This window comes from Stenotrophomonas sp. S39, from assembly GCF_016624665.1.
GTDB lineage: Bacteria > Pseudomonadota > Gammaproteobacteria > Xanthomonadales > Xanthomonadaceae > Stenotrophomonas.
In genome coordinates this window covers 1-12,677 of record NZ_JACVTT010000019.1, presented here as the reverse complement: position 1 = coordinate 12,677, position 12,677 = coordinate 1, and the positions used below count along the sequence as shown (strand labels likewise).

At 65.8% G+C, this 12,677-nt stretch carries 7 protein-coding genes and 1 riboswitch; of the genes, 2 read left to right on the top strand and 5 right to left on the bottom strand.

Going from position 1 to position 12,677, the window contains the following annotated elements; genetic code table 11:
• Positions 1-84 precede the first annotated feature (84 nt).
• Positions 85-1,206: an HDOD domain-containing protein gene (locus tag IAE41_RS07250; protein WP_079223137.1), complete on the top strand. Its 1,122-nt coding sequence runs from the start codon at positions 85-87 to the stop codon at positions 1,204-1,206.
• A gap of 153 nt (positions 1,207-1,359) precedes the next feature.
• Here IAE41_RS07250 and IAE41_RS07245 read toward each other — a convergent pair whose 3' ends face one another.
• From IAE41_RS07245 to thiC, 5 genes are all read right to left on the bottom strand, one after another.
• Positions 1,360-4,227: a TonB-dependent receptor gene (locus tag IAE41_RS07245; protein WP_200732606.1), complete on the bottom strand. Its 2,868-nt coding sequence runs from the start codon at positions 4,225-4,227 to the stop codon at positions 1,360-1,362.
• A 49-nt stretch (positions 4,228-4,276) separates the two neighbouring features.
• Positions 4,277-5,176, bottom strand: a complete 900-nt coding sequence (locus tag IAE41_RS07240; protein WP_079223139.1) for a helix-turn-helix transcriptional regulator — start codon at positions 5,174-5,176, stop codon at positions 4,277-4,279.
• Positions 5,177-5,291: 115 nt separating this feature from the next.
• Positions 5,292-7,607, bottom strand: coding sequence for a winged helix-turn-helix domain-containing protein (locus IAE41_RS07235; protein WP_200732605.1), 2,316 nt, complete (start codon positions 7,605-7,607; stop codon positions 5,292-5,294).
• A 258-nt stretch (positions 7,608-7,865) separates the two neighbouring features.
• Positions 7,866-8,537, bottom strand: a complete 672-nt coding sequence (locus IAE41_RS07230; RefSeq protein ID WP_079223143.1) for an ion channel — start codon at positions 8,535-8,537, stop codon at positions 7,866-7,868.
• 121 nt (positions 8,538-8,658) lie between these two features.
• A complete protein-coding gene (gene thiC, locus IAE41_RS07225) occupies positions 8,659-10,455 on the bottom strand; it encodes a phosphomethylpyrimidine synthase ThiC (protein WP_200732604.1) in 1,797 nt (598 codons plus the stop codon).
• Between the two features lie 83 nt (positions 10,456-10,538).
• Positions 10,539-10,639, bottom strand: a riboswitch (TPP riboswitch).
• A 138-nt stretch (positions 10,640-10,777) separates the two neighbouring features.
• Between thiC and IAE41_RS07220 the strand changes: the two genes are divergently transcribed.
• Positions 10,778-12,355: a BCCT family transporter gene (locus IAE41_RS07220; protein ID WP_200732603.1), complete on the top strand. Its 1,578-nt coding sequence runs from the start codon at positions 10,778-10,780 to the stop codon at positions 12,353-12,355.
• Positions 12,356-12,677: the final 322 nt, after the last annotated feature.

Sequence of the window (12,677 nt, the reverse complement as noted above, 5' to 3'; positions counted from 1 at the left end):
ATCACTGCTGGCGCCGTATTAGGTAAATTGCGTCACTTCACACGTCATCGACGCACACCGTCGAGACAGCCAGGGGAATGTGTCGTGCGTATTCTGCTAGTTGGGGATTCAGCCAGCCTGCCGGCTGAGCTGAGCGAATTCATTGCCGATCTTGGGGAAGAATGGCAACCGCTGACCGCCGTCGATGGCCACACTGCGATGACCGCAGTGGCTGCGCAGGGCGTGGATGCGGTGATCGTCTGCCCGCAGCTGCCCGATCTCAACGCAACCACGTTGCTCGGCCAGATCCGCACGCTGCGGCCTGAAACCATCCGTATCGCGCTGGTCGATGCCCAGCATGGCAACCGGCCGCCGCCGGCGCGCCTGATCGGCGTGGCCCACCGCTTCCTGCCGCTGCCGCTGGCGCCGGAAGTGCTGCTGGAAGCGCTGACCAGCCTGGAAGAGCTGCGCGACGTGCTGGACAGCCCGCGCCTGCGCGATGCCATCGGCCGCATCGAGAAACTGCCCTCGCCGCCGCATCTGTACCTGAGCCTGACCCAGGCGCTGGAACATGACGACGACACCGACAGTGCCGACGTGGCCAAGCTGGTTGCCGCTGATCCAGCGATCGCGGCCAAGGTGCTGCAGCTGTCCAATTCGGCGTTCTTCAGCCAGGGCCGCACCATTGCCGACCTGCGCACCGCGGTGACCCGCCTGGGCCTGGCCACGCTGCGTGACCTGGTGCTGGCCAGCGAAGTGTTTTCCGCACCGACGCTGTCCACTGCCGAGCGCAATTCGCTGCAGCAGCGCGCGCTGATGGCCTCGCGCCTTGCCGCGCGCCTGCTGCCCGAATCCAGTGCCGAGCTGGGCGCGACGGCCGCCCTGCTGGCCGATATCGGCCTGCTGCTGCCGGGCGTGCGCAACGAGCGCAGCGAACCGGCGCTGGCCGACGATCCGCGCCCCGGCCATGCCGAGGCCGGTGCCTACCTGCTGGGCCTGTGGGGCCTGCCGATGCCGATCATCGAAGCAGTGGCCTTCCACCTGCAGCCGCAGCGTGCCAACACGCGCAGTTTCTGGGTGACCGGTGCGGTGCACGTGGCCCTGGCGCTGGTCAACGGCGACCCGGTGGACGAGGACTACCTGCAGCGTGCCGGCGTGCTGAACAAGCTGCCGCAGTGGCGCGAGCATGCCAACAGCCTGATGGGGCTGGTACCGACCGAAGCCTGAGCCTGGCGGCGCGGGCAAAGACCAGGGGGCAGGCCGCGAGGCCTGCCCCTTTTTCATGGGCGCGTGCCACACGGCAGGCGCCGCACAAAGAAAGAGGGCGGACCTTGCGGCCCGCCCTCCTCTACTACGTACCTATTGCGACGCTTCGATGGATCAGAAGCGCTGGGTGTACTTCATGTACAGGAAGCGACCCACGTCGAAGCCACCGTAGTAGGCGAACGACGAGTTCGGGGCCGAGTACATCAGCGGACCCTTGTGATCGAACACGTTGTTGGCGCCCAGGGCGATGGTGGCGTCCCACGGTGCCTTCCAGCTGACCTGCAGGTCGTGGAAGGTGTTGGAGCCGGTCTTGCGCAGCGGGTCAGCCTCGCCATTGGCGTAGTGGTTCGGCGCATTGCACCAGAACTCACCGGTGTCGATGCAGCTTTCCTTCATGCCCGAGTAGTAGCGAGCGGTGTAGTTCACGCCGAAATCGCCGTACTGCCAGTTGACGCCCAGGTTCGAACGCACGCGGAACAGGCCGGCTTCGCCGACACGACCGATCATGATGTTGTTGCCTGCAGCGTTCTGGCCCTGCTCGTCGTACTTGGACATGTAGCTGGTCGTCCAGTCGATGTTGAACTGGCCGATGGCCAGCTCCGGCAGGCGGTACTTGACACCCAGGTCGTAACCTTCGGTTTCCATCTTGCCGAGGTTGGCGGTGCCGTAGGTGATGGCGCTGACGTGGCCGTCATCGGCACGGACGACGTCCGCGCAACGGGCCGAGTTGCCCAGCACGTAGCAGTCACGCAGGATGCGGTCGACGCTGTCAGCGATGATCATGTCGCTGATTTCGTACTTGTACCAATCCAGCGACAGGTCCAGGCCCTGCACGAACTGCGGGCTCCACACCAGGCCGAAGGTGGTGCTCTTCGAGGTTTCCGGCTTCAGGTTCGGGTTGGCACCGGAGACGAACTGGTCACCCGACTGGCACGGCAGGGTCGAGCAGACCTTGTTGCCCTGGCCAATCTGGGTGTAGCCCACCGGCACGCCACCGGCGTTGCACGCGGCGTTGCCGTTGACCGAGCCCGGAGCGGTGATGCCGCAGGGATCGATGTACGACTCGAAGCTCGAGCTCAGGCCACCGTACAGGTCGCTGATGGTCGGGGCGCGGAAGCCTTCGGCGTAGGTGCCGCGGACCAGCAGGCCGTCCATCGGACGCCAGGTCAGGCCGAACTTGCTGTTGGTGGTGCCACCGAAGTTGCTGTAGTCCGAATAACGGCTGGCAACGTTCAGGGTCAGTTCCTTGGCGAAGGCCACGTCAGCCAGCAGCGGCACGTTCAGTTCGAGGTAGACCTCGTTCAGATCGTACTCACCACGGGTCGGCTTCTGGCCCAGGCCAGTGGACTGGCCCGACTGTGCGAAGGCGTCCGGCACGTAGCTGCCTTCTTCCTTGCGGTGCTCGACACCCAGGGCGAAGCCCAGGTCACCGGCCGGCAGGGTCACGATGGAACCGGCCAGGTTGGCGGTGAAGCTGGTGGTCTTGGTGATGCCGCGGGTGGTGAAGGTCGGGAACAGGAAGTCCTGCAGTTCCTGGTCAGCCAGCGAACCCTGGCCTGCAACGCCGTACGGCAGCAGCGGGTTCCACGGGCGGCAGCCCGACAGCGACGGGTCCAGCACGCCCTTGACGCCGCACTGGGCAATGCCGTTGTCGTCGATGTACGAAGCGCCCAGTGCCTGGCGGGCACCGATCAGGCTCATGTCACCGCGGTTGGTCTTGATCGACTCGTTGCGGTTCCACAGTGCGCCGACGTCCCAATCGAAGGTCTTGCCGGCGAAGTCGAAGTAGCCGCTGACGGTCGGCGCGAAGCGCAAGGTCTTCAGCTGGCTGTCGGTGGTACGCGGCACTTCCCACAGGCGACGGCGGAAGCTGACGTCCTGGCCCTTCACCGGGTTGAAGGCGCTGCTGCCGCTCAGCGGGGTGTTGATGTCCGTCGAATTGGACTGGTACGGGTAGCCGGCGATCTGCTGGAACGTCTGGCGCTCGTTGTAGAGCAGGTCAGTGTTCAGGCTGATCGAATCGGTGAAGTCGTAGGTGCCGTTGATGTAGACCGACTTGCGCTTCACGCCGGTCAGCAGGGTCATCTGCTGGTTGGCGTTGGAGTACTCGTCTTCGGTCAGCTCGTGGTAGTCGGCTGCGTTGGTCGGGTTGCCGCCCTGGTTCAGGGTCTGCCACACCGCGGTCTTGGACGTGCGCGAGCAGTCGTACAGGGTCGGGTTGCACCAGGTGCTGTTCTGGCTGATCGGGCTCCAGTCAGCCGAGGTCGAGTTCGGACCCAGCGAGCCGTCACGGCTGTACCAGCGGTCCTTGGCCCACACCGGATCCTGCTTGTTGTATTCGGCCGACAGGGTCAGGCTGCCGCGCTCACCGCGGGCACCCAGGGTCATCGAATAGGTTTCGGTGTCGCCGTCGCCGTTGCCGTACTGGCCAACGTAGACCTGGGCTTCGCCACCGTCGAAGTTCTTGCGGGTGATCACGTTCACGACGCCGGCGATGGCATCCGAACCGTAGATCGAGGACGCGCCGTCCTTCAGGATCTCGATGCGCTCAACGGCCGACATCGGGATCTGGCTCAGGTCCTGCAGGCCGGCGGTGGAAGCGCCCAGGCGCTTGCCGTTCATCAGCACCAGGGTGCGCTCGGCGCCCAGGTTGCGGATGTCGACGTAGTAGCCGCCGACGTTCTCGCCCGAAGCCAGCGACTCCGAACGGGAGATGGCCGGGGAGCCGGCCGAAGTGAGGTTGTTCAGCACGTCAGCGACGCTCGAGAAGCCCTGCTTTTCCAGGCTTTCACGGGTCATCGTCAGGATCGGCTGCTGCGTCTCCATGGCGGCGCCGCGGATGCGCGAACCGGTGACCGAAATACGATCGAGGTCGGTGGTGCCAGAAGCCGCTTCCTGGGCGGAAGCAAACGCAGGCGTCAGCGCCAGCGCAATGCCGGCCGGCAGCAGGCCGAGACGCACTGCGGGATTACGGAAGTTCATCAATCTCTCCAAGGTACGTGTTAGCAGCGTGTTAAAACACCCCAGCACGTTACGATTGCGTTGCAGCGCTGTATTTGCGCGACACACCCGGAGACTTTGCCGATTGTGGCGGAAGCTTCGCGCCGTTTTCACGAAAACGCGAAGCAGAGGTGCCATAGCGCGCGCGGAAGGCGCGGGCGAAGCTGCAGCAGTTGTCGAAGCCGCTGGCGGCGGCCACCTCGCCCACCATCATGTCGGTGTCGCGCAGCAGGTCTGCGGCACGCTCCAGGCGCAGGCGTGCGGACAGCGACTGCGGGCTTTCCTCGTACAGGCTCTGGAAGGTCTTGGAGAGGTACCAGCTGGAGAAGTTGGTCAGCTCGGCGAGTTCGCCGATGCGCACCACGCGGTGGCTGTTGCCTTCCAGGTACAGGCGGGCGCGCTGCATTCGGCCGAATACCTGGCGCTTGCGGCTGCGCGAGCGGCCCGGGCAACGCTGCACGTTGTCCGCCATGCTGCGCTGCAGGCCGGCCAGGTGCAGCAGCAGCGGGCGCAGTGCCGGCGCCGGCAGGCCATTGGCCAGCGCATCACGCCACAGGCGCAGGCCGACACGGGCGTCGCTGCGGCTCATCCGGCCGCGCCCTGCGTACAGGCCGCAGTCGGCCATCTCGGCCAGCACGCGCAGCGCTTCGGCGTTCAGGCTCAGGCCCACGCACAGGCCGTTGCGGCCGGCCTGCACCAGCGGGCGCGATTCCTTCTCGAACGCGATCCATTCGCCCTGGCGCAGCCGGAAGCGGCCTTCCTTCGCCTCGACCCAGGAGGTGCCACGCACCTGCATCCACACCGTGAAGCTGGTGCCGGAGGTCTGCAGGCTGCCGAGACGGGCCACGCCCAGGCAGGTCGGCGAGACGTCGTCGATGGCCTTATCGAGGGACACGGTTTGGCCGCGATCGGCCAGGGAGAGTTGACGCATGGAGGCACCACGGATTTGCCAAGTACAGGCCACCGTTTTGCCCAATCAGGTGCCTCCGCGTCAGGAAAGTCTGACGAGATCGCCACGAATTCGCGACGAGATCCCCACGAAGAAGTTACGAAGGCCCATTCTCTTTGAAAATCATGAACTTGCTGAAGGCCGGAAACAGCGGCGGCGGCTGCCGGGGCAGGCGCATGACGCCGATGTCAGCGCCGTCACTGACCGCCAGGGCGAGATACAGGTCGTTTCCGTCAGCGCTGGCGCTCAGGCCATTGCCAGCACTCAGCCGCTGCGCATCCAGGCAGCGCTCCGGCTGCTCCTGGCCATCGCGCATGCGCACCAGCGTGGTGGCGCAGGCATTGCTCGTGCCCAGGTAATCAACACCGCCCTGCCCCGCCACGGTCCAGGTCCGGTAGCGCCAACGGCTGGGCCGGTCCTGGCTGATCTGCTGGACGCTGTCCGGCGCCAGGGCCGGATCGATCGACCACAGCCCGCTTGCGGCCAAGCGGGTGAACACCACGCGCCCGCCGCTGCGGTCGAAGCGGGCCTGGGACACGCCTTCGAGGCTGGCCAGACGCCGCCACGGCTGGCTGCTGCGGTCGAACAGGCTCAAGCGGGTGTGCTGGTCCGCATCGCGCTCCAGCACCAGCAGCTGGTCCGACGTCGCCCCGTACAGGACCTGCAGGGGCTGCTCGACCGGCACCGGCAACAGCTGCAGCCGCTCGTCGCGGGGAGCGATCTCATAGACCACCGCGTTGCCATGCTCATCGCGGCCTACCACCAGCACCTGGCGGCTGTCCTCGGACCAGTCCGGGGCCTGCCGGGCTTCCGGGCGCAGCCCTTCGATCGGCCGCAGCGAATCAGGCCGCTGCAGGTCCGCCCACCACAGCGCGAAGCTGCCGGAACGGTCGGAACTGAAGACCATCTGGTGGCCATCGGGGGCCAGCATCGGCTGCCCGTCACGCCCGCTGGAGGCAAACAGGCGCTCGCTGGCGCCGGTCGACGGCACCCTGAACACGCCGAACTGGGCGCGGCGATGGACGAAGGCGAGCATGTCGCCGCGTCGCGACACCGCCGGCCATTGCGCATCATCCAGGCCGGCATCACGCAGGGTGCGCCGTGCCACGTCCAGGTAGTACAGGCGCGCTTCGCTGTCCACGCGGCGGCCGAACACGATGCTGCGGCCATCGCCGAGCCAGGCCCAGCCGCGCAGTTCCGCCGCCTCGTTGGTCAACTGCTCGGGCGTGCCGCCCGCAGCCGGCACACGCCACAGATCGCCCAGCTGAGGGTTGCGCACGAACACCAGCCAGCGGCCGTCCGGCGAGTAACGCGGGGCGTAGTCGAAATCGTCCTCGTCCACGGCGTAATCGAGCGCACGCCACTGCCCGGTAGGCAGGTCCAGCACGCGGATGCCGCGATGGGCGTAACGGCCCACCATGCTGCCGAACACCAGGCCACGGCCATCAGGCGTCCAGTCGAAGCTCAGCAGTTCGGTGCCATCACAGCGGGTGGCCTGGCGCAGCGCGCCGCCCGTGGCACTGGCCACCAGCACCTGGCAGCTGCCGCCAGCGCCGAAACGCGCAAAGGCGATCTCGCGGCCATCCGGCGACCAGGTGGGGAAGCGGTCGTTGGCACCTTCCGGCGGCGACAGCAGCTGGCGCGCCGGCGCATTGCCGGAGGTCTGCACCTTGATCGCGTTGCCGCCCTTGCCGTCCTCGTTGGCGCCTTCATAGGCGACCTGCGAACCGTCCGGCGACAGCGTGGGATAGGTCTCGAATCCAGCGGTTGCGGTGATCAGCCGGTACGGGCGCTCGGGGCTGCCGATCACGCGCGTGCCATCTTCCACAGCGGCATCCACCGGCGAACTCACCGGGGACGGACGCCGCACCAGCAGCACGGTCATCACCAGCAACGCCAGCAACATGGCAATGCCCAGCGCCAGCAGCAGGCGCCGGCGCCAGTAACGCCAGCGACGGCGTGCCAGCGACGGCGCAGCAGGCGGCGGCGTTACCAGCGCAGCATCGATGCCCTCGGCCAGCGGCGGCGTTGCGTCTTCCACGCCTTCCGGCGCTGCATCGGCCAGCACCTGCACCGGTACAAGCAATCGATAGCCGGTCTTGGCGATGGTTTCGATGTACGCCTGGCCGTTGTCCTGGTCGGTGCTGAACGCCTTGCGCAACTGCGTCACAGCCTGGGTCAGCACATCGTTGGTCGGCAGCGTATCCGGCCACACTTCGGCGAACAGTTCTTCGCGCGTGACCACGCGCCCGGGTTGACGCAGCAGCACGCGAAGCACGCCCAACGCCTTCGGCGTCAGCCGACGCGGACGACGCGCGCCCACGACATCGACCTCTCGCGAGGACAATGTCACGGTGCAATCGCCGATGCGTATGCGATCGGCTTCAGGCGGCTGGGTTTCGCTGCTGGTCATCTGCTGCTACAGGTTTGAAACGGGCCACGGAAACAACGATGGGTCGATACCACTCAGTCCGGGGCACAGCGAGAAGCCAGATTCCGCAAAAAGCATCAGCGCATACCGCAAAAAAAACCAAGCCGACGAATATTAGCCTATGCAGGTTACCTCGCCTACGCGTGGACGACATCAGGCTCTCTCTCGCCGACGCATTCACATAAGCAGCAACATCATTCGCGCCCTTCTGGGCGCGAAATTTTTATCTGACGTTCATTTTCAGAGCCGCCGGATCATGGTCAGGCCGACCAGTCGCGAAACCACCAGAGCGACGTACATAACCCCGGAAAACTGCTCCAGCATGACCAATGCGCGTGCCTGCGGATGCAGCGGAACGACGTCGCTGAGCCCTACCCCCGACAGCAAACTGAAGCTCAGATAAAGCAACTCCATCCACGTGCGTTGAGGGCCCTCTCCGCTGCCCTGGAAACTGCCCGGATACCACTGCTGGCACACCGCGAATGCGAACGCGAATCCCCACGCCAGCAACGTGAACGTGGCACCGGCAGCGAACAGTTCATCGCGGGTGACCTTGTGATCCTGCAGCATGTAGGCGATCAACGCGCCTGCCGTGTAGAAATACAGCAGGCTTTCCAGCAGCTGCGCCGTGGTGCCCAGCGCCGGGCGGTCCAGCAGCGCACCGGCGATGGAAAACACCACTGACGGGATGGCCAGCACCAGCGCCAGCCATGTTCCCAGCGGGCTGCGCTGCACCACCCACAGCGCCAGGCCGAGCACGGCCATGCCGAACACGCCGAGTGCGGCACGCCCGCCTGCAGTGTCATCCAGCGCCGGGTACAGCAGCACGGCAATCAGCTGCGCACCCAGCAACCAGGCAGAAGGATGACGGCGGGCGATGGCCAGCCAGCGGGTGGTGATGGCAACGGGCATGGCGTCCTTCCCCTGGTCGATGGCGCGAGGATAGCCGGTGCGGCGTGGATGCGTGGTGGTAGCGCCGGGCCATGCCCGGCGGTTTCCACAGACCGCTGCGCTCGCCGGGCATGGCCCGGCGCTACCGCTGCCAACCGGCCTCGGCGTAGTCGCGCACATCCTGGGTGATCTTCATCGAGCAGAAGTTCGGGCCACACATCGAACAGAAATGCGCCTGCTTGTGTGCATCCTTCGGCAACGTTTCGTCGTGGAAGGCCTTGGCCTTTTCCGGATCCAGGCCGAGGTGGAACTGGTCGTCCCAGCGGAATTCGAAGCGTGCCTTGCTCAGTGCGTTGTCGCGCACCTGCGCACCGGGATGGCCCTTGGCAAGGTCTGCCGCATGCGCCGCGATGCGATAGGCCATGATGCCGTCGCGCACGTCCTGGCGGTTGGGCAGTCCCAGGTGTTCCTTCGGCGTCACGTAGCAGAGCATCGCCGTGCCGAACCAGCCGATCATCGCCGCACCGATGGCGCTGGTGATGTGGTCATAGCCCGGCGCGATGTCGGTGGTCAGCGGCCCCAGCGTGTAGAACGGCGCTTCACCGCATTCGCGCAGCTGCTTGTCCATGTTTTCCTTGATCAGCTGCATCGGCACGTGGCCAGGGCCTTCGATCATGGTCTGCACATCGTGCTTCCAGGCGATCTTCGTCAGTTCGCCCAGCGTTTCCAGCTCGCCGAACTGCGCCGCGTCGTTGGCATCGGCAATGCAGCCCGGGCGCAGTCCATCGCCCAGCGAGAAGGTCACGTCGTAGGCCTTCATGATTTCGCAGATCTCTTCGAAATGCGTGTAGAGGAAGTTTTCCCTGCGGTGCGCCAGGCACCACTTGGCCATGATCGAGCCGCCGCGGCTGACGATGCCGGTCACTCGGCTGGCGGTGAGCGGCACATAGCGCAGCAGCACGCCGGCGTGGATGGTGAAGTAGTCCACGCCCTGCTCGGCCTGTTCGATCAGCGTGTCGCGGAAGATCTCCCACGTCAGCGCTTCGGCGCGGCCGTCGACCTTCTCCAGCGCCTGGTAGATCGGCACGGTACCGATCGCCACCGGCGAGTTGCGGATGATCCACTCGCGCGTTTCGTGGATGTGCTTGCCGGTGGACAGGTCCATCACGGTGTCGCCGCCCCAGCGGATCGCCCACACCAGCTTCTCCACCTCTTCGGCGATGCCCGAGGACACCGCGCTGTTGCCGATGTTGGCGTTGATCTTGGTGAGGAAGTTGCGGCCGATGATCATCGGCTCGCTTTCGGGGTGGTTGATGTTGTTGGGCAGCACCGCGCGCCCGCGGGCGATTTCATCGCGTACGAATTCGGGGGTGATGATGTTCTGGATGGCAGCGCCGAACGATTGCCCCGGATGCTGTTGCAGCAGCGCTGCATCACGGATCGCTTCCAGCCGCTGGTTTTCGCGGATGGCGACGAATTCCATTTCCGGCGTGATGATGCCGCGCCGCGCGTAATGCATCTGGGTGACGTTGGCACCGGCACGCGCACGCCGTGGCAAGCTGCGCGCGGGGAAACGCACGGGGTCGAGCTTTGCATCCTGCTCGCGGCCACGGCCGAACGCAGAGCTCAAGCCATCAAGCTGCTCGGTATCGCCACGCTCCTCCACCCAGCCACGGCGCAGCGCCGGCAGGCCTGCGGAGAGATCGATCTGCACCTCTGGATCAGTGTACGGGCCGGACGTGTCGTAGACGGTGACCGGTGCGTTCTCGCCGCCGCCGAACAGCGCGGGCGTGCGCGCCAGCACGATCTCGCGCATGGGCACGCGCAGGTCCGGGCGTGAGCCGGGCACGTGGATCTTGCGCGAACCGGCAATCGGCTCGGTCACCGAGGCGGAGAGTTGCTGGGCCTGTTGCTGCAGGGCGGAAAGCTGTGCGTTCATCGGGCATCGTCCAGAAAGGTCAGGGACGAAGCGGCGGCGCACTGCGCACCGCGCCCGGACGGTCCTTGGGCGGACTCCGGGCACGGCTGCACTGCAAAGCTCCCTACGCCGGTATGAGCCGGATCAGGTTCCAAGGGACTATCTCAACCGCGACCACCAGGCCGCGGTACCCCCGCTTCTTGCCGCGCATTAGAGCACAGAGCGACCGTCGTTAACGGAACGATGACATTCCGTTCAGTAACGTGATGCGGTGCCGCATGCGCGGCACTCGCTGCAAGCTCTGGCTCGCTCTCCTCAATCCCTTGATCGGAGAAGCTCCTTCATGGTGTTTCGCGTTTCCATTGCACTGGTTCTGCTGCTGGTGCTGCTCGCCGGTGTCGCTCCCGGCCCCTTCAACAGCGTCGTGCAGAGCATCCTCGGCGAACTCATCCGCGGCATCGGCTGGCTGTACCTGCTGGTCGTGTTCCTCGCGCTGGTGTTCCTGATGTACCTGGCGTTCGGCCGCTTCGGCAACCTGCGCATCGGCGGCGAAGACGCCGAACCCGAGTTCTCGCGCGCCAGCTGGATGTCGATGCTGTTCGCCGCCGGCATGGGCATCGGTCTGGTGTTCTGGGGCGCGGCCGAGCCCATCTCGCACTTCAGCAAGCCACCGGAAGGTCTGGCGCCTGAAAGCATGGAAGCGGCGCGCGCTTCGATGCGCTACGCGTTCTTCCACTGGGGCCTGCACCCGTGGGCGATCTACGCGCTGATCGGCCTGGCGATGGCCTGGTTCCAGTTCAACCGCAATGGACGCGGCCTGGTCAGTGACATGCTGCAACCGATCATCGGCCGCCACCACCGCGGCTGGATCGGCAAGGTGGTGAACATCGCCGCCGTCGTCGCCACCGCGATCGGCGTCGCCACCACGTTGGGCTTCGGCACCATCCAGATCGGCGCCGGCGTGGAGCGCATCTTCGGCCTGCATGCCGGCGTGCCGCTGCAGCTGACCATCATCGCGGTCGCGTTCGTGCTGTACATGGCCTCCACCCTGAGTGGCGTGGACAAGGGCATCAAGTGGCTGTCCAACTTCAACCTGGCGCTGGCGGCATTGCTGCTGGCGCTGGTGCTGGTGCTCGGCCCGACCGGCGCGATTTTCAATACCTTCACCACCACGCTGGGGTCTTACCTCAACCAGCTGGTGACGATGAGCCTGCGCATGTCGCCGTTCTCGTCCAGCACGTGGGTGGCCGACTGGACGATCTTCTACTGGGCATGGTGGATTTCCTGGGCGCCCTTCGTCGGTTCGTTCATCGCCCGCATCTCGCGCGGCCGCAGCGTGCGCGAGTTCGTGGTGGGCGTGGTGCTGGCACCGACGCTGCTGGGCTTCTTCTGGTTCTCGGTGTTCGGCGGCACGGCCATCTGGTCGCAGATCTTCGGCCACGCCGATCTGGTGCAGGCACTGGGCAATGGCTACGAGACGGTGCTGTTCACCCTGTTCGACAGCATGCCGCTGCCGTTGCTGCTGTCATGCATCGCGCTGGTGCTGCTGATGATCTTCTTCGTGACCTCGGCCGACTCGGCGGTACTGGTGCTGGCCAGCATGTCGACCGACGAGGCGGGCGATCCGCCGCTGAAGCGCAAGCTGGCCTGGGGCGTGGGCATCGCGCTGATTGCCGGGGCGCTGCTGCTGGCAGGCGGCCTGGATGCGTTGCAGGGGATGATCACGATTGCGGCGCTGCCGTTCGCGCTGTTGATGGTGCTGGTGATGGTGTCGCTGTACCGGGTGTTGGATGAGGAGTACACGCGGGAGCGGCGGCAGGGGCAGCGCCAGCGGCACATGATCGATGCGTGGATTGCGCGGGAGATGGCGGCGCAGGAAGAGACGCAGGCGGAGGCGGCGCGCGCGCAGGATTCGGATTGAGGGTGTTTTTTTGCAGGGCTTGCAGCCCTGCACCTGCTCAATACAACAGCAACGGCAGAAGCAAGAGCGGCTCTGGGTTGATGTTGGTTTGGCGGGGAGGGGACAATTTCCCGGCGACGGCAGTAGATCCACGCCATGCGTGGATGAGGTGTATCGGAAAACAAGAAGGGGCGGAGCGCGCGGCTGTTGCCTTTGCTCTTGCTCTTCTTTTTCTTTTCCTGCGGTGGCGGCCACGGAAACTGTCCGTGGCCGGGCGGGTGGGTTGGCTGGAGGTGTCCGCGGCATGGATGCCGCGGCCAAGCCTACAAGGACGTACTTGCGG